The organism is Streptomyces lincolnensis (genome assembly GCF_001685355.1).
Taxonomy (GTDB): Bacteria; Actinomycetota; Actinomycetes; order Streptomycetales; family Streptomycetaceae; genus Streptomyces; species Streptomyces lincolnensis.
Window position 1 is genome coordinate 869,844 of record NZ_CP016438.1, and the last position, 17,696, is coordinate 887,539.

Annotated in this window: 11 protein-coding genes and 1 pseudogene; 5 read left to right on the plus strand and 7 right to left on the minus strand. The window is 72.4% G+C overall.

Going from position 1 to position 17,696, the window contains the following annotated elements; all coding sequences use genetic code 11:
- Window positions 1-10: 10 nt before the first annotated feature.
- From SLINC_RS03955 to SLINC_RS03965, 3 genes are all read left to right on the plus strand, one after another.
- Window positions 11-3,352 carry a S8 family peptidase gene (locus SLINC_RS03955; protein ID WP_079164393.1) on the plus strand — a complete coding sequence of 1,114 codons (3,342 nt, stop codon included), beginning with the start codon at window positions 11-13 and terminating at the stop codon, window positions 3,350-3,352.
- A 416-nt stretch (window positions 3,353-3,768) separates the two neighbouring features.
- Complete coding sequence (locus SLINC_RS03960) at window positions 3,769-5,826, plus strand: P-loop NTPase family protein (protein WP_225988233.1); 2,058 nt, start codon at window positions 3,769-3,771, stop codon at window positions 5,824-5,826.
- A 76-nt stretch (window positions 5,827-5,902) separates the two neighbouring features.
- Window positions 5,903-6,400, plus strand: a complete 498-nt coding sequence (locus tag SLINC_RS03965) for an SRPBCC family protein (RefSeq protein ID WP_067426749.1) — start codon at window positions 5,903-5,905, stop codon at window positions 6,398-6,400.
- A gap of 65 nt (window positions 6,401-6,465) precedes the next feature.
- Here the strand turns inward: SLINC_RS03965 and SLINC_RS03970 are convergent.
- The 3 genes and pseudogenes from SLINC_RS03970 to SLINC_RS03980 form a co-directional block, all read right to left on the minus strand.
- Window positions 6,466-7,386 (minus strand): annotated as a pseudogene (locus SLINC_RS03970) (IS701 family transposase); the annotation flags it as partial.
- 215 nt (window positions 7,387-7,601) lie between these two features.
- The gene (locus SLINC_RS03975) at window positions 7,602-8,780 is read right to left on the minus strand and encodes an acyl-CoA dehydrogenase family protein (RefSeq protein WP_067426751.1); all 1,179 of its coding nucleotides are present in this window, start codon (window positions 8,778-8,780) and stop codon (window positions 7,602-7,604) included.
- A 97-nt stretch (window positions 8,781-8,877) separates the two neighbouring features.
- A complete protein-coding gene (locus SLINC_RS03980; protein ID WP_067426754.1) occupies window positions 8,878-9,252 on the minus strand; it encodes a four-helix bundle copper-binding protein in 375 nt (124 codons plus the stop codon).
- 116 nt (window positions 9,253-9,368) lie between these two features.
- Between SLINC_RS03980 and SLINC_RS03985 the strand changes: the two genes are divergently transcribed.
- Together SLINC_RS03985 and SLINC_RS03990 are read left to right on the plus strand one after the other, a co-directional pair.
- Window positions 9,369-9,734, plus strand: coding sequence for a DUF6479 family protein (locus SLINC_RS03985; RefSeq protein WP_067426757.1), 366 nt, complete (start codon window positions 9,369-9,371; stop codon window positions 9,732-9,734).
- Between the two features lie 169 nt (window positions 9,735-9,903).
- Window positions 9,904-10,254, plus strand: a complete 351-nt coding sequence (locus SLINC_RS03990; RefSeq protein WP_067426764.1) for a DUF8129 domain-containing protein — start codon at window positions 9,904-9,906, stop codon at window positions 10,252-10,254.
- 73 nt (window positions 10,255-10,327) lie between these two features.
- Here the strand turns inward: SLINC_RS03990 and SLINC_RS03995 are convergent, their stop codons facing one another.
- The 4 genes from SLINC_RS03995 to SLINC_RS04010 all read right to left on the minus strand — a co-directional run bounded on the left by SLINC_RS03995 (window position 10,328) and on the right by SLINC_RS04010 (window position 17,674).
- The gene (locus SLINC_RS03995) at window positions 10,328-12,061 is read right to left on the minus strand and encodes a glycoside hydrolase family 15 protein (protein WP_067426768.1); all 1,734 of its coding nucleotides are present in this window, start codon (window positions 12,059-12,061) and stop codon (window positions 10,328-10,330) included.
- Window positions 12,062-12,139: 78 nt separating this feature from the next.
- Window positions 12,140-13,366, minus strand: coding sequence for a cytochrome P450 (locus SLINC_RS04000; RefSeq protein WP_067444944.1), 1,227 nt, complete (start codon window positions 13,364-13,366; stop codon window positions 12,140-12,142).
- Between the two features lie 22 nt (window positions 13,367-13,388).
- The gene (locus SLINC_RS04005) at window positions 13,389-13,601 is read right to left on the minus strand and encodes an MbtH family protein (RefSeq protein WP_067426772.1); all 213 of its coding nucleotides are present in this window, start codon (window positions 13,599-13,601) and stop codon (window positions 13,389-13,391) included.
- The gene (locus tag SLINC_RS04010) at window positions 13,598-17,674 is read right to left on the minus strand and encodes a non-ribosomal peptide synthetase (RefSeq protein ID WP_079164394.1); all 4,077 of its coding nucleotides are present in this window, start codon (window positions 17,672-17,674) and stop codon (window positions 13,598-13,600) included. The genes SLINC_RS04005 and SLINC_RS04010 overlap by 4 nt, the downstream gene beginning before the upstream one ends.
- Between the last annotated feature and the right edge of the window lie 22 nt (window positions 17,675-17,696).

The window sequence follows — 17,696 nt, forward strand, 5'->3', positions numbered from 1 at the left end:
CGCGGGAGTGATGACGGGCGTCTCAGTGACGGACACCGGCACGGGGCTCGGGTCGCGGACCACGGACGCGGGCTCCGCGCCTGCCGCCGGCACGGGGTGGGGTATGCGGGCCGTCGGAGCGGCCACCGCCGCAGGCGCGGGTGCCGGACCACCGGCCAGGTTCGTCACCCTGGTCACCGGAGACCGGGTCCGACTGGACTCCCGGGACCGGGTGACCGGCGTGCAGCAGGCGCCGGGACGCGAGGACGTCCCGGTGTCCGTACGGCGCCTCGGCGGCGAGCAGTACGTCGTGCCGGCCGACGCCGCCGCCCGCATCGGCCAAGGCACCCTGGACAAGCGGCTGTTCGACGTCAGCGCCCTGATACGCGCCGGATACGACGACGCCCGGCGCGGCACGCTCCCGCTGATCGTGACGTACGACGGGACGGGCGCCCGGCGCAGAGACACGCAGAAGTCGCTGGTGGCGGACGCGGACGTCACCGTACGCCGGAACCTGCCCAGCGTGGGCGGCGCCGCGCTCACCGTGCCCAAGTCCGAGGCCGACGACGCCTGGAAGACCCTTACCACCGCCTCGGGAGTCGCCCGGGTCTGGCTGGACGGCCGGTTCACGGCACGGGCGGTGCAGGGGGAGACCAGCGGCAACGTCACACAGATCGGCGCGCCCGGCGCCTGGGCCGCCGGGTACGACGGCAAGGGCGTCAAGGTCGCCGTCCTGGACACAGGCATCGACACCACACACCCGGACCTCGCCTCGCTGGTCACGGAATCGAAGGACTTCAGCGGCACCGGCAGCACGGACGACCGCAGGGGCCACGGCACGCATGTCGCGGCGACCGTGGCCGGTTCGGGGGCCAGATCCGGCGGTCTGTACAGGGGGGTCGCGCCCGGCGCCGAGATCCTCAACGCCAAGGTGCTCGACGACAGCGGCGAGGGCAGCGATTCCAGCGTCATCGCCGGCCTGGAGTGGGCCGCCGCGCGGGGCGCGAAGGTGGCCAACCTCAGCCTCGGCCAGACCGACACCCCGGGCGACGACCCGGTCGAGACGGCTGTGAACGCCCTCTCCAGGAGCACCGGCATGCTCACCGTCGCCGCGGCGGGCAACGACGGTCCCAGGCCCGGGACTCTCAGCTCCCCGGGCACGGCCAAGTCGGCGCTCGCGGTGGGCGCGGTCGACGGCAAGGACCGTATCGCCGGCTTCTCCAGCACCGGCCCGACCGCCGACAGCGCGCTGAAGCCTGACCTCACCGCGCCGGGCGTGGACATCGTCTCGGCGAAGGCGGCACACGGCGAACTGGGCGACCCGGCTGCTGACGGCTACGTCTCCATGTCCGGTACGTCGATGGCGACGCCGCATGTCGCGGGGGCCGCCGCGATCCTGGCACAGCGGCACCCCGACTGGACGGGACAGCGGATCAAGCAGGCACTGACCGCCTCCGCCGTCCCGACGGCCGGCCTGACCGGCTACCAGCAGGGAACCGGGCGGATCTCCGTGGCGCCGGCGCTCACCCAGACCGTGGTGAGCGAGGAGACCTCGGTGTCCTTCGGCGAGCAGCGGTGGCCCCACTCCGACGACCAGCCGCTCACCCGGCGCGTCACCTACCGCAACGACGGCGACGGTCCGGTCACCCTGGACCTCGCCACCACCGCGACCGGCCCGTCCGGGCAGACCGCGCCCGAGGGCATGTTCAGCCTCAGCGCCCCACGACTCACCGTCCCCGCAGGCGGCACCGCGAGCGTCGACCTCACCGCGGACACCCGCACCGAGGCGGCGGACGGCGCGTACGCGGGCGCGGTCATCGCCACCGGACAGAGCGCCGACACGACCGTACGGACAGCTTTCGGCGTCGTACGCGAGGCCGAGGCACACGATCTGACCCTGAAGTTCCTGGACCGCGGCGGAAAACCCGTCAGCTCGCCGCTGACCGAGATCTTCGGCCACTCGGGCGACTACTGGACCCCGACCCTGGACGACTCGCAGCAGATCGCCAAGGGCGTCTACAAGGTGCGCGTCCCACGTGGTGACTTTGTCGTCGACACGGTGATGTCCGCAGCCGAAGGCGGAACCGGAGCCGAGGGCACCACGGCCCTCGTCCGGCCGAAGCTCTCGATCACCAGGAAAACGACGGTCACCTTCGACGCCCGCAAGGCCAGACCGGTCGACATCACCTCGCCGGGCGGCGGGAAGATGCTGGACGGCTTCCTCAACTTCGGTGTGGGCGCCGGAAGCGAGGCGCACAACACGACTCTGTTCTGGGGCCCGTTCACGAATCTGCGCACCGCGACCCTGGGGCCGGCCGCCGCGCCCGGGAAGCTCAGCACGCAGCTCAGCGGCCTGTGGCAGAAGGGCAGCACCACCTACAATCTCCTCTACAACCTGCCCGACCGCTTCCCCACCGGCTATCGGCACACCGCGCGGATGAGCGAACTCGCCCTGTTGAAGCGGCACTTCGGCTCCTCCGTCGCCCACCGCAAGGGCATCGTCAACGCCATGTGGCACGGACCCTCCCTGTCGCTGGGCACGGTGAGCGACCCGTTCCCGCTTCCGGCGACGGTGAAGACGTACGTCACCACGCCGGAGGGCTTTCGCTGGACGGTCGGCCTCGGCCAGCAGAACGCCTCCGAGGACGACACCGACGTGTTCTACGGCAAGGAGAGCCCGGTGTCCTACCGGGCGGGACGGACGTACGAGTCGACGTACAACGTGGGCGTCTTCAGCCCGCTCGTCGGCGGCGCGTACGGCGCGTGGCGCAGCGGTGACACGCTCGACCTGTGCGTCCCCGACCTGGCCGACGGCGCCGGCCACCCGGCGTCCTCCGTGGCCGCACGGCACACGACGGTCACGGCGGGCGGCAGCACTCTCCTCGACAACGACGGAGACCTCTGCCAGACGGTCGACGACCTTCCGGCCGGCTCGACCCGGTACACGATCCGCACGGACCTGACCCGCCCGACCACGGTGGCCGCAACCACCAGCCGCCTCACCGCGGCCTGGACCTTCACCTCGAAGCACACGCCACAGCAACCGAGCGCCTCCACCCCCCTCCCTCTCTCCACCGTCCGCTTCCATCCCACCCTCACCCCCACCGGCACGGCCGCCTCCGGCCGCCGCACCACGGTCCCGCTCTCCATCGCGGGCCCGGCCGCCAAGCACCTGAAGTCCCTGGTGGTGAAGATCTCCTACGACGCCGGAGCAACCTGGTCCGCCGTCGGCGTGACCACTGACCACGGTAAGAAGACCCTTGCCATCACCCATCCGGCCAAGGCCCGCTCCGTCTCCTTCAAGACGACCCTGACCGACACCGAGGGCAACACCTACTCGGCGACGATCCTGAGGGCGTACCTTCTCACCTGACCCACCGGGTGCAACCCGCGAAATGCTCGCCAGCTCCCTGCAACTCACGTGCGGGGAGCCGGTTCATGCCGGTCGCCTCCGTGGCCGCCGGTCCGCGGGAGCGGCCCCCGGACTGGTCGTCACGTCACTGGCCGGCAGGCACCCCGCTCCCTGAACCGCGGCTTCACGCCCGGAGAAGAACAGACCGAAGGAGAGACGGACATGGACGAACGAGCGGAAGCTCCGGGCGAGGAGACCGAACCGGACGAGCCGGAGGAGGCGGTCAGGACCGCCCTTTGGGTGGCCCGGACGGCAGGAGGGCCGGCAGAAGGGACGGACAGGAAGCGGGGTCCCCGTCGCGTCCTCCGCCATGGGTCGTCGTGCCGTCTCGCCGAGTAGGGCTGGGCTCCCGGCTCCGGGGCCGCGAGGAGCCCGGATTGGGTGCGAGGGGCCTGACGGACCGGCTGGCGGAGGCTCGAGCCGGAGCGCTGGTGGGCAGGGAGCAGGAGCGGGCGGTGCTCGACCTGATGCTGTCGGGCGCGGCGCAAGCGCCGTTTGTGGCGTACCTGCACGGCCCCGGCGGCATCGGCAAGTCCTCGCTCGTGCGCTACGCCGCCCGGCAGGCGGAACTCGCCGGCCGCCGCGTGGTGCATGTGGACGGACGATTCCTCGAAACCGATCCGCGCCGACTCGAGGAGGCCGCCGCCCCGGCATGCTCCGAACCCGGCACGGTGCTGCTCATCGACACCTTCGAACAGTGCCAGCCCCTCGAGACGTGGCTGCGCGAGACCTTCCTGCCTCGGCTCGCCGACCAGGCGATCGTGGTGGTGGCCGGCAGGACCGCCCCCGACGCCGAATGGTCGCTGGACCCCGGGTGGGCGCAACTGTTCACCGCACTGCCCATACGGCCGCTCGATCCCGCCGAGTCCGACGCCCTGCTCGCCGCCCGGGGGGTCCCCGCCGAGCAGCGCGGCGCCTTCGTCGCCTTCGCCGGAGGCAGCCCGCTCGCCCTCTCACTGGCCGCCTCCGTGCCCCCGGCCGCACCCGGCGCGCCGTGGTACCCCACCGGCGACATTCTGACGACCCTGGTCGAGCGGCTGGTCGGCGACCTGCCCGGCGCCCTCCATCGACGCGCCCTCGAAGTCGTCGCACAGGCCTATGTCACCCGCGAGCCCCTGCTGCGCGCGGTACTGGGTGACGAGGACACCAATACGGTGTTCCCCTGGCTGCGCCAGCTGCCCTACATCGAGGTCACACCCGAAGGGCTGCACCCGCACGACGCGGTGCGGGCGACCCTCGAGGCCGACCTGCGCTGGCGGGACCCCGAGCGCTGCGACGACATCCGCGCCCGCATCTCCCTCGCCGGCCTGCAGGCCGTACGCTCCGCCACCGCCGACGACGCGCTCTTACGAGTCGCGGAATGGATGTTCCTCTTCCGCGACCACGACCGCCCGGACAACCTGTACGACCACCGGAAGCACCCCCACATCGAGGACACTCCGCTCCGGCCCGAAGACGTGCCCGCCGTGCTGCGCATGGCCGAGGAGGCCGAGGGCCCGGCATCGGCAGCCGCGGTCGCGCACTGGCTGCGCCGCCGGCCGGACGCCTTCCGCGTCCACCGCTACACCGGCTCCACCACACCTGTTTCGTTCATGGCCATCCTGCGACTGGACGCACCGCTGCCCGAGGACCGCGCCGAAGACCCGGTCATCGCAGCGGTCTGGGACCTCGTGGAGACGGCCGCTCCCCTGGGACCGGGCGAGCACCTGGGCATCCGCCGCTTCGCGGTGCAACCCGGCGGGCATCAGCAGCCCTCACCCCTGATGGAACTCATCAGCCGGCGCACCATCGCCGAGGAGATGAGGACCCAGCAACGCGCGGTGACCTTCACCGTCTTCGAAGACGCCGACCGGTGGGGACGCTACCTCGCCGAGGCCGGAATGCCGGAAGTCGCGGCCGTGGACGTCGGCGGCCTGCGACAGCACGTCTTCGGCCGGGACTGGCGACGGCAGACAATGGAACAGTGGGTGCAACACCGGGCTCGCACGGCGGCCACGCCCCTGGCGACATGGCCTGCAACCGCCCCCTCGAGCGGCCCGGGCGACCAGCTGCCGCGCGCCGCGTTCGAGGAAGGCGTACTCGAGGCGCTGCGCACCTGGCACACCCCACGCGCATTCGCGACCAGCGCCCTGCTGCACTCCCATCTCGTGACACCGGGCTCACCCGACCCGGCCGCGGACCTGCGCGGCGCCATCACCACCGCCCTCGACGCGATACAGACCGACCCGGCGGGCGTCAAAGCCCACGAGGCCCTCACCGCCACGTACATCACGGCCCCCCGTACCCACAGGGCCGCCGCCCGACGGCTCGGGGTGCCCTACGGCACCTACCGGCGCCACCTCGCCCTGGCCAAGGAACGCCTCACCGAACAACTGCTGCGACAACCGGCCACGCCACCCACACCGGCCCCGCCACACCAGTTGCCGAGGGAGTGACCTGTGGGCAGCGCTGAGCACGGTTGAGCAGCACAGGTGTCTGCCTCGGGCAGGCGCTGGCCGCGATGCTCGTGGCATGACCAAAACGAGTGTCCCGATCACCGTCTTCGCCCGTACGACGTCCAGCCCCGCCCACACCTACCAGGTCATCGTGCCGATCGACCTCGCCCAGGTGTTCAAGCCGTGGGGACCGCTCCCCGGCGTCGCGGAAGTCCGCGACCAGACCGGCACCTGGAACCGGCCGGGGACATCGCGCCAGACCTGGTTCACCGACGGCTCCAAGGCCGACGAGCGGCTTACCGAGATCGCGGAGGGGCACGGGTTCGCCTACGAGCTGAGTGGCTTCACCAACGTGCTGGCCAAGCTGACCTCCGGGGTGCGCGGCGAGTGGTCGTTCCTGCCCGATGGCACCGGCACGTCGATCCGGTGGACCTACGACTTCCGGCCGCTGCCAGGCCGCCGCTGGATCGTCGCGGGGCCGTTCAAGCAGCTCTGGATCCGCTACATGCGCGCTGCACTCACCAGGATGGTGACCGTGGTGCAGGAAACGCCCAAGGGCATCATGGAGGAGTGAGCGACCTGAGCTTCGGCACCCTGGTAGGGCTTGGTCAGGTCGGTGTTGGGCTGGGTATGTCGCGGTTACAGGTGGGTCAGGCGCCGGTCCAGGTCGCGGACGACTTGGTAGAGGCTCAGGCCGACGCCGTGTCTTTTGGGGCCCCGGGCCAGTCGTTGCAGGGTGCAGAAGGTGTGGGCGACGGAGACGAGGGTGACGTGGTGGTGCCAGCCGCCCCAGGTGCGGCCCTCGAAGTGGCCCAGGCCCAGGGCCTGTTTCATCTCCCGGTAATCGTGCTCGATGCGCCGGCGGAGTTTGGCCGGCCGGACCAGGGCGGTCAGCGTGGTGTCGGCGGGCAGGTCGTACAGCCAGAACTGGACCGGCTCGCTCGTGCTTGCGGGCCATTCGGCCAGCAGCCGGCACACGGGCAGCTCCGGGCCGTCGGTGGCCTGTCGGATCTCGCGTCCGGCGAGCCGGATCCGCAAGGCCACGAAGCGGGAGTACATCCGCTTGGCCCCGGAGCGGCCGGTGCCCGGCCGGGAGCCCTCCCGCCACTGCACCGGCCGTGCGGTCTTCCGGCCCGCCGCGATGACCAGCTCTTTCACCGACCGGGCAGGGTCGGGGTACTTCGGCACCGGCGGGCGTCCGTTGCCCGAGTACGGCTCGCACCCCGGGACCGCGTCTGCGGGCTGTGCCAACAGAGTGGTGGAGATCCCCACCACGTAATTCAGGCCGCGCACCTGCAGCCCGTGCCGGAAGGACGCGGCGTCACCGTATCCAGCGTCCGCGATGGCCAGCGGCACGTCGACCCCCCGGAGTTGGGCGTGCTCCTCCAGTGTGCCGAGCCTGCGCAGGGCCTGCACGTGGTGGGGTGCCAGGGTCCTGTCGGCGGACTGGCAGAAACGGGTGGTTGTACGCAGCACGGTGTGTGACAGGATCCTGGGGCTGATCTCGTGGTCACCGATGCGGATGGGCGATCTGATGCCGAGGGCCTGCCCGGTCCGCCCGCAAGGTGGCGGCGCCGCCCCCAGCCAGGCACGCGCCTTGGTGACCGAGCCGGTCCGGTCCGGGCGCGTCCACTTCTCATCCGCCCGACGCGGGATGATCTCCAGAAGCGCACCAGCTCCCTGCATCCGCCCGAATGTGTTGCATCCAGCAACTCGACCTGGTGGTCGCCAACCATCCCTGCTTTTATGCCACCTAAAATCCTCGTCACACGACGTCAGCGCCGCACCCGAGGCATCCCCAGCCCGATCCACGAGATGATCTCCCGCTGGATCTCGTTGTTGCCGCCGCCGAAGGTGAAGATGACCGCGGAGCGGTAGCCGCGTTCCAGTTCGCCGTGGAGGACGGCGCCCGCCGAGCCCTCCTTGAGTGCGCCCGCGGTGGCGACGATCTCCATCAGCCAGGCGTAGGCGTCGCGGCGGGCCTCGGAGCCGTAGACCTTGACCGCTGAGGCGTCCTGCGGGGTGAGGGTGCCGTCCTGGACGGCGTTGACCATCCGCCAGTTGAGGAGTTTCAGCGCGTCCAGCCTGGTGTGGGTGCGGGCGAGGAGGCGGCGTACCCAGGGCAGGTCGACGACGCGGCGGCCGTCGGCGAGCTTGGTCTCCATGGCCCAGCGCTGCACGTCGTGCAGGGCGCGGATGGCCATGGTGCCGTGGGCGGCGAGGGTGACGCGTTCGTGGTTGAGCTGGTTGGTGATCAGCCGCCAGCCGTGGTTCTCCTCGCCGACCCGGTGGGCGACGGGGACGCGGACGTTCTCGTAGTAGCTGGCCGTGGTGTCGTGCGAGGCGAGGGTGTTGATGACGGTGCAGGAGTAGCCGGGGTCGGTGGTCGGCATCAGGAGCATGGTGATGCCCTTGTGCGGGGGCGCGTCGGGGTCGGTGCGGACGGCGAGCCAGACCCAGTCGGCGGTGTCGCCGTTGGTGGTCCAGATCTTCTGGCCGTTGACGACGTACTCGTCGCCGTCCCGTACCGCGCGGGTCTTGAGGGAGGCCAGGTCGGTGCCGGCGTCGGGCTCGCTGTAGCCGATGGCGAAGTCGATCTCGCCGGAGAGGATCCTCGGCAGGAAGTACGTCTTCTGCTCGTCCGTGCCGTACCGCATGATCGTCGGGCCGACGGTGTTGAGCGCCATCAGAGGCAGCGGCACACCGGCCTGGGCGGCCTCGTCGAAGAAGATGAACTGCTCCATCGCCGTCAGGCCGCGGCCGCCGTACTCCTTCGGCCAGCCCACGCCGAGCCAGCCGTCCGTGCCCAGGCGGCGGATGGTGTCGCGGTAGAACCGCTTCTGGGCCGCCCGGTCGGTGAACCGGGCGTGGGCGTTGTCCGGCACCAGGTCGGCGAAGTAGACGCGCAGTTCGGTACGCAGCCGCAACTGCTCGGGCGTATGGGCGAGATGCACGGCGCCTCCAGGCTCCCCAGGGCCGGTCCTGACGGCGCACACGGTAGAACGTGTTCCAGTAATTGGGAATGGGTGTGCGGGCACGCCCTGCGGGGCGTCAGACCAGCGTCGCGATGAAGTCCGAGCACGCCTGCGCGCACTCCCGGCACGCCTTCGCGCTGTCCTCGGCGCCCGGATGGCGGTCGAAGACGTGCGCGCACTCCAGGCAGACCGACCGGCACCACTCCAGCTGCACCCTGATGCCGTGCTCGTCGAGGCCGTTCTGCTCGGAGAGCACACGACAGGTCGCGTCGCAGACCTCCGCGCACATGATGCCCTTGCGTCGTACGAGTTCCTGCTCCTCGGTCCCGTCCGGATCCACGAGGCTCGCGCGCAGCGCACACGCCCGTGCGCACTCGGTACATGCCTGGGCACACGCGAACCTGTCCTCCAGGAACTGGAAGAGCTCCTGCTGGGATGTCGTCTGTGTCACACCGCGCGGGTAGCCCCGGTCCCACGGGTCAAACCCGCCGTTCCGCCCGAGGACGCGGTGCCGGGCCCCGGTGGGGGGGTCGGTTCACCGGCCGGGGGTGGGGGTACTCGCGTGCCATGAATAGCTCATGGATGGACATCGCCGCAGGCCGGGGCGCTCTCGGCATCGGCCTGATCGTGGCGGGTGTGGTGGTCGTGGCGGTGCTGATCGGCGCCTTCTGGCTGGGTGTCCGGATCAAGCGCCGTGAGCTGCCCCCGCCGACCCCCGACGAGCAGCCGCGCCTGCCGGAGGACGGCCCGGTCCGTGAGGTCCGGGAACAACGGGAGCCCCACGAGGTGCCCAAGGGCCGTCACCGACTGACCCCGCACGAGATCCCGGGCCACGGCAACACCGGAACCCGGACCAGCGCCTCGAAGGACCGGCCGCGCTGGGACGAGGGCAACAGCGGGTCGTTCGGGAGCGGCGGTCCGGGCGGCCGCTGAGTCGCAGAGCCGCTGAGGCGCTAAAGGCGCAGAGTCAGTCGCTGACTCCGGACGCCGGACTCCGCACACCCGCAGAGCCTCCGGCGCCGCCCGGCTGCCCCTGCCCCGATACCCGCCCGGCTGCCGCAACGCGTTCGTGCGGACCATCGCAGAGAGGGACGTGAGATTCATGACCGCCCCCGGTCGCAGCACCCTGCCGCTGCCCGACTACGACCATCTGCCGATCGGCGGCCTGGAGAGCCGCGTGCGGTCGCTGGCCGCCGAAGAGGTGGAGGAACTGCTCGCCTACGAGCGGACCCACGCCGACCGGCTGCCCGTGACCGAACTGCTGACGGCACGCCTGGAGCAGCTGGAGGCGGGTGCCGAGCCCACGTCCGGCGACCCCGGTGCTTTCCGTCCCGAGCAGGGCGGTGGCCGCACCGGCTCCCCGGTCTCCCCCGCGACCTCCCCGCAGCCCTTCAGCCCGCCGCCGCACGGTACTCCCGACCAGCGCGGCAAGCCGAAGGGCGATCGCACCTAGATCGCGCTTGGGGACTGCGGAGCCCGGTCCACCGAGGGGCGCCTTCCGGGCGCCCCTCAGCCGTGCCGCACGGTCACTCACCGAGGCGGGCGGACGTCTCCAGGATCAGGGCGTGGACGAAGGCCTGCGGGAGGTTGCCGCGCAGCCGGCGCTGGGCGATGTCGAACTCCTCGGCGTACAGGCCCGACGCCCCGCAGGCGCCGCGGTTGCGTTCGAACCAGCGGTACGCCTCGACGGTACGGCCCTGTTGGTGCTCGGCGAGCGCCGTCGCGAACCCGCACAGCAGGAAGGCGCCCTCGGCCTCCTCCAGCGGGCGGTCGTCGTGCCGGAAGCGGTAGATGAGGTGGTCCTGGGCCAGGTCCCGGCGGCAGGCGTCGAGGGTGGCGCGCGTGCGCACGTCGGCGGCGGGCAGAGCGCCTCGTACGGCGGGCAGCAACAGGGCGGCGTCCACCGACGGGTCGTCGGGGGCGCGTTGCCAGTGCCCGTCGGGGTGCACGCAGGTCCGGGCGGTGGCGTCGAGGACGGTGTCGGCCAGGCGTACGCAGGTCTCGGCCAGCGGGTGGCCGGGGGCCGCGTCGGCCATGGCCCGCAGTCCGGCGACGCAGATCAGCCGGCTGTGGGTCCACAGCCGGTTCCCCAACTCCCAGATGCCGGCGTCCGGTTCGCGCCGGCGCTCGGCGATCGCCTGGACGGCGACGGTGGCGGCCCTGGCGTGGTCGGCGTCGAGACGGCCGCGCCGCTCGGCGGCGGCGAACAGCAGCAGGGCCTCGCCGAAGCAGTCCAGCTGGAACTGCGCGCGCACCTGGTTGCCGACGCGGTCGAACCCGCCCGGATAGCCAGGCAGTTCGAGGTCGCGTTGATCGGGGACGGGGCTGCCGTGCACGGTGTAGGCGGGGGCCAGCCGCGGCCCGTCGGTGTTCAGCCGGGCGGCGACGAAGCCGACGGCGGCGTCGAGGAGGTCATCGGCGCCCGCTGCGGCGGCGGCCTGGCCAGCAAGGCTCTGGTCGCGGATCCACACGTACCGGTAGTCGTAGTTGCGGCCTTCTTCGGCACGTTCGGGCAGGCTGGTGGTGGCGGCCGCGACCATGCCGCCGCCCCGGGTGGTCAGGCCGCGCAGCACGGCGTACGCGCGGCGCGCGTCGGTGACGGCCACGGTGTGGTCGAGGGCGGGTACGGCCCCGTGCCAGGCGGTCTCGGTGGCCGCCCAGGCCTCGTCGGCCCTCGGCAGGTCGTGCGGCAGCGGGGCGGCGGCGCACTCCAGGACCAGGTCGTGCCGTTCCCCGGGCTTGAGCGTGATCTCGGCGCTCAGCCCCTGTTCGCCGGGCACGGCGTGGGCGGCGCCCTGCCAGCGCAGGCGGTGGGTGCCGGTGCGCAGTTCCCACACCTCGTCGTCGTCCCGCCGCACGGACGCGATCGCCTCCGTGCCGTAGGCGCCGTGCGGGTCCAGGACGACACCGACGCGGGCTGGGCCCTCGACGGCCCGCACCTGCCGCAGCAGCACCAGGCGGTCCGGGTCGCCGGGGAAGGCCAGGGCCTCGCGGCACTCCACGATGCCGTCGTCGGTGACCCACCGGCTGCGCCAGATCAGCGTGCCCTCTTCGTAGTACCCGCCGAAGACGTGGCGGCCCTCCGGGGTGACGGCGTAGACACCCCGGCCGCCGACGAGGGCGGCGAGCACCGCCTCGTCGTGCCAGGACGGGGCGCACAGCCAGGAGATGGCCCCGTCCGGCCCGATCAGCGCGCCGCGTTCCCCGTCGGCCAGTAGCGCGTAGTCGTGCAGCGCGTGGGGCGGGAACGCGGTGCGCATGGATACGGCCTCCTGTCGCCGGTGTCGGTGACGGTCAGGAGGTCCGAGTACCCAGGGAACGTGGTCGATGGGTGCTGCCTACGCGCCCTTCAGCATCAGGGGAAGCGAGCCGAGGCCGCTGAGGAAGTTGGAGTAGACGGGGCCGGCCGGGCCGGTCTGTTCCATGGCCGCCACCTGGTCGCGCAGTCCGGCGAGCACGGCTCCGATCTCGGCGCGGGCCAGATAGGCGCCGAGGCAGAAGTGGGGGCCGTAGGCGAAGGTGACGTGCTTGTTGGGCGTGCGGTTCAGGAGCAGTCGTTCGGGGGCCTCGAAGATCCGCTCGTCCTGGTTGGCGGAGGCGTTCCACACGGTGACGATGTCTCCTGTCCTGATGGCCCGGCCGCCGACCTCGGTGTCCGTGGTGGCGGTGCGGCCGGAGTGCAGGGCGGGGGTCGTCCAGCGCAGGATCTCCTCCACGGCGGTGTCGATTCCGGCGTCGCCGTTCCTGAGCGCCTGCCACTGATCGGGGTGCTCCAGGAGGGCGAGGGCGGCGCCGACCATGGACAGCCGGGCGGTCTCGTCGCCGCCGAGGATGAGGCTGTAGCAGTTGAGCATGATCTCGTCGTCGTCCAGCGGCAGCCCCTCGACCTCGCTGCCCGCCAGGAGCGCGATGACGTCGGCATGGCCGCCCTCGCGCCGGTCCCGGGCCAGGCCCGCGAAGTAGAGCAGGATCTCGCTCTTGGCGATCCACGCGTCGGCGGCCGTGCTGTCCGCGTCGTGCGAGCCGAGCGCCGAGGAGGTCAGGCTGAGCACATGGGCGCGGTCTGCGTCGGGCACGCCGAGCAGGTCGCAGATGGCGCCGAGCGGGATGCCCGCCGCGACATCGGCGGCGAAGTCGCAGGAGCCCTTGTCGATGGCGTCCCGCAGCAGCCTCTCCACCGTGCGCCGCACACTGGCGACGATCGGTTCCAGGGCGCGCGGCGAGAACGCGGACAGCAGGATGCGGCGCAGCGCGGCGTGCCGGGGGCCGTCGGTGATGGCGAGCATGCGGCCGGCCGCCGAGTCGCCGCCGGCGAGCAGGGTCTCCAGGACGTTGCCGCCCTCGGAGGTGAAGCGGGTGCTGTCCCGGTAGACGGCGGTGACGTCGGCGTGCCGGGTCACCGCCCAGAAGCCGGGGGCGGAGTCGGTGGCCGGGTTCCAGTGGACCGGCTCGTGCTCCCTGAGGTGGCGCCACACGGCGGACAGGTCGCTCTCGGCGTGCAGCCGGGGATCGGCCAGGTTCAGCGTGTCGAGCTCGTCCGGTGCGATGGTCCGCCGTGTGGTCATGAGGTTCTCCTCCACCGTCTCGTCATTCACCCATGGCCCGGATCAGGCTCTTCGGTCGCATGTCGGTCCAGTGCTCCTCGACGTACTCCACGCACGACTGGCGGCTCGCGCGGCCGTGGACGACGGTCCAGCCGGCCGGGACCTCGGAGAAGGCCGGCCACAGGGAGTGCTGGCCCTCGTCGTTGACGAGGACGTAGTGCTCAAGGGTGTCGTCGTCGAAGGGGTTGGTGGTCATCGGGAGTCGCTCCTGTCGGTTCGGGGCGTGAGGGCGCGCAACCGGCGGTCGAGCACGGGCCCGATCCGGTCCAGCGCCTCGGGCCGGGTCATCTCGCCGTGGGCACACGGGATGTCGTGGTTGTCGACGCCGCCCCGGACGTACGGCAGCCAGGTGCCGTGGCGTCCGGGGTGTGCGTCCGGATCTTGTGCGGCGGTGAAGAACAGCAGGTCACCGTCGTACGACGTGGGGGCGAACTCCTCCAGGAGGCGCCGGTTGTTGGCCGTCACCTCGACCAGGGCGGCGAGTTCGGCGTCGTCGAGGCTGCCGGGCAGGTCGGGGACGTGGCGCACCAGTTCCGCGAACCGGGCGTCGGTCAGCGTCTCGTCCGGGGGTGGTGCCGGGCGTCCCAGGATGCTGAGGAGGCTGCGCAGCACGGCGTCCCGGTCGGAGGGGCGGGGGCCCTGGCTGGTCCAGGAGCCGGGGAAGGAGTCGAGCATCGCCAGCAGCGCCACCCGCTCCCCCGCCGCCCGCAGGGTGGCGGCCACACCGTGGGCGACGATGCCGCCCATGGAGTATCCGAGCAGGTGGTAGGGGCCGTGCGGCTGGATCTCGCGGATCTGTGCCGTGTGCCGGGCCACCGCCTCGGCCAGGCTGCCCGACCGGGCGGCTCCGGGGACCAGCCCGCGGGACTGGAGTCCGTACAGGGGGCGTTCGGTGTCGAGGTGCCGGGTGAGTCCGGCGAAGCCCCAGGCCAGTCCGGAGGCCGGAGGGAGGCAGAACAGGGGTTCGCGCTCGCCTCGGGCGCGCAGGGGGAGGAGGACGTCCAGCGCCGTCGCCTGGGAGGGCGCGGCGATCCTTCCCGACGCCGACGCCGACGCCGAGACCGAGGCCGGGTCCGCGACGGCGATCGCGCCGGTGCCGGTCACGCGCCGCGCGAGCCCCGCCACGGTCGGTGTCTCGAACAGCGCCCGCACCGGCAGCGCGGTGTCGAGGTCGGTGCGGACCCGCGTGGTCAGCCGGGGAACCAGCAGGGAGTGTCCGCCGAGGTCGAAGAAACTGTCGTCGACGCCGATGCGCAGGGGATCGAGGCCGAGGACGTCGGCGAAGAGATCCCGCAGCTTGTGTTCCGTCCCGGTGCGTGGGGCGACGCGTGCCGTGGCCGCGGGCGCTCCGGGTGCGGGCAGGGCCTTGCGGTCCAGCTTGCCGCTGGCGGTCAGCGGCAGGGCGTCGAGGACGACGATCGTGGCGGGGACCATGTGAGCGGGCAGGGTCCGGGCGAGGTGGGCGCGGAGAGCACCAGCGTCGGCATCGGCATCTGTCGTGCGTCCGCCGGTGGGCACGGCGTAGGCGACCAGCTGAGGCTCGCCCCGCGTGTCCTCGCGCACGGCGGCGGCCGCCTTCGCCACGGCGGGGTGGTCCGCCAACACGGCCTCGATCTCGCCGAGTTCGACGCGGAAGCCGCGGATCTTCACCTGGTGGTCGGCGCGGCCGAGGAAGCGCAGGTGTCCGTCGGGGCCGCGCACCGCGAGGTCGCCGGTGCGGTACATCCGCTCCCCCGGCGCGCCGAACGGGTCGGCGACGAAGCACTGCCCGGTGAGCGCGGGCCGTCCGAGGTAGCCGCGGGCGGGTCCGCCGCCGGAGAGGTAGACCTCCCCGGGGACTCCGTCGGGCACGGGGTGGAGGGCCTGGTCGAGGAGGTGGAGGCGGTTGCGGGCGAGGGGGCGGCCGAGGGGCGGCGGGCCGTCCTCGCGGTACGGGTCGAGGTCGGACTGCCAGGCGGTGGCGTAGATCGTCGCCTCGGTGGGCCCGTAGAAGTTGATGATCCGTGCCCCGGGGAAGGCGTCTTCGAGGTCGGTGAGCAGGTGTACGGGGATAGGCTCGCCGCCCAGGGCGACCACCCGGGGAGCGACGGCCGGGCGGTCCGCGACGACCGTCGCCATGACGGACGGTACTCCGCTGATGAGGCTCGCGTCCCAGCGGTCGCGGTCCTGCGCGGTGAGGGCGAGCAGGTTCTCGACGATCTCGATGCGGCCGCCGCACAGCAGCGGTGAGAAGATCTCGAAGACGGAGACGTCGAAGTTGAGCGAGGTCGAGAACAGCACCTTCGCCAGCCGCTCGGGCCCGAGTTCGGTATGGGTCCACGCGACGAACTCGGCCACGCTCCGGTGGGTGGCCGCGACGCCTTTGGGTCGGCCGGTGGAGCCGGACGTGTAGGTGATGCAGGCGAGGTTGTCCGGCACCAGGTCCACGACCGCCAAGTCCCCCTGCACCGCCCCCTCGTGATCACCCGTCAGGTCGTCGAGAAGCAGCAGTCCGGTCCCCTCGGGCAGCGCTCCCGCCGTCTCGGCCGTGGCGAGGACCACGACCGGCCGGGCGTCGCCGACGATGTGGGCGAGGCGGTCCGGCGGATAGGCGGGGTCGAGGGGCAGATAGGCGGCCCCGGACTTCAGGACGGCCAGGACGGCGGCGACCAGGTCCGCGGTACGCGGCAGCGCGATGCCCACGATCCGCTCGGGACCGGCGCCCAGCGCGGCGAGTCGGCCCGCCAACTGCTCGGCCCGCACGTCCAGTTGGCGGTACGTCAGCGAGCGACCGTGGTCCAACAGGGCCTCGGCGTCCGGGGTTGCCGCCACCTGGGCGGCCCACAGTTCGGTGACAGTACGGGCGGCCGGGGGCGCGGCGGGGGCCGCGGCCGCGTCACGTGCCGCGAGTCCGAGCCGGCCGAGGGGCAGGTCCGGGTCGGCCGCCATGCGCTCCAGGAGCCGTACCAGTCGGGCCAGGGTGTCGTCGGCCCACGCGGCGTCGAAGAGGTCGGGCCGGTAGGCCAGTCGGAAGCGCGGGCGGGGGCCGGGGAGCGCCACGAGGGTCACCGGATAGTGGGTGGCGTCGCGCCCGCCCGTGCCGATGACCCGCAGGCCGTCGCCGGGGTCGGTGGCCCGCTCGTCGACCGGGTAGTTCTCGAACACGACGAGCGTGTCGAAGAGTTCGGGGACTCCGGCCGCCCGCTGGATGTCGGCGAGCCCGAGATGGTGGTGGTCCAGGAGTCGGACGTAACTCTCCTGGACGCGGCGCAGCAGGCCGCTCAGGGGCTCGTCGGGGCGCAGCCGGACACGGGTGGGGAGGGTGTTGATGAACAGGCCCACCATGGACTCGACGCCGGGCAGGTCGGCCGGACGCCCGGAGACGGTGGCGCCGAAGACAATGTCGTCGCGCCCCGTGGTGCGGCTGAGCAGGATGGCCCAGGCGGCCTGGACGAGGGTGTTGACAGTGACGCCGAGGTTCCGCGCCAGGACGGTCAGGGCGGTGCCGGTCTCGGTGGGCAACTCGGTCCGGGCCTGGGCGAGTTCGCCCGAGCCGAGGCCGTCGGAGGCGTGCGGGGCGAGGCGGGTGGGGTCCGTCACTCCGGCCAGTGCCTCCCGCCAGGCGGACTCGGCGACGGTGCGGTCCCGGCGGCCGAGCCACTCCAGGAAGGTGCGGTAGGGCGGCGCGGGCGGCAGGGAGGCCGGGTCGCCGCCGGAGTCGTAGAGGGCGAGGAGTTCGCGCAGCAGGACGGAGACGGACCAGCCGTCGAGCAGGATGTGGTGGTGGGTGATCAGCAGCCGGTGCCGGTCCTCGCCGGTGCGGGCCAGGGTGCACCGCAGCAGCGGCGGCGTGGCCGGGTCGAAGCCGCGGTCCCGGTCCGCGTCGAGCAGCCGGGTCCACGCCTCCTCGACATCGACATCGGCATCGGTCGGGGCGCTCAGGTCCGTCTCGGTCCACGGCAGGACGGCCCGGCGCGGGACGACCTGGACCGGCTGTCCGCCGCGGCGGCGCCGGAAGGCGGCCCGGAGGGTGGGGTGGCGGTCCAGCAGGGCCTGGGCGGCGGCGCGCAGCCGGGCGGCGTCGACGGTGCCGCCGAGTTCGAAGACGAGTTGGACGAGGTAGACGTCCGGGGCGTCGCGCTCCTGTTCGTACAGGGCGTGGAAGAGGAGCCCCTCCTGGAGCGGGGTCAGGGGCAGGATCTCCACCTGCGCGGACTGGCCGGACTGGGCAGGCTGGGCGGACTGTATGGACCGCGTCGGTTGCGTGTGCTGCGCGGGCGGGGTCGTCATGAGGTGTCTCACCGGCTCCTTC

What these genes read in the sequence shown, in the direction of transcription:
- SLINC_RS03955 (WP_079164393.1), top strand. Translation starts at nt 11, where the DNA reads ATGACGGGCGTCTCAGTGACGGACACCGGCACGGGGCTCGGGTCGCGG.
- SLINC_RS03965 (WP_067426749.1), top strand. Translation starts at nt 5,903, where the DNA reads ATGACCAAAACGAGTGTCCCGATCACCGTCTTCGCCCGTACGACGTCC.
- SLINC_RS03985 (WP_067426757.1), top strand. Translation starts at nt 9,369, where the DNA reads ATGAATAGCTCATGGATGGACATCGCCGCAGGCCGGGGCGCTCTCGGC.
- SLINC_RS03990 (WP_067426764.1), top strand. Translation starts at nt 9,904, where the DNA reads ATGACCGCCCCCGGTCGCAGCACCCTGCCGCTGCCCGACTACGACCAT.
- SLINC_RS03995 (WP_067426768.1), bottom strand. Translation starts at nt 12,061, where the DNA reads ATGCGCACCGCGTTCCCGCCCCACGCGCTGCACGACTACGCGCTACTG.
- SLINC_RS04000 (WP_067444944.1), bottom strand. Translation starts at nt 13,366, where the DNA reads ATGACCACACGGCGGACCATCGCACCGGACGAGCTCGACACGCTGAAC.
- SLINC_RS04005 (WP_067426772.1), bottom strand. Translation starts at nt 13,601, where the DNA reads ATGACCACCAACCCCTTCGACGACGACACCCTTGAGCACTACGTCCTC.
- SLINC_RS04010 (WP_079164394.1), bottom strand. Translation starts at nt 17,674, where the DNA reads ATGACGACCCCGCCCGCGCAGCACACGCAACCGACGCGGTCCATACAG.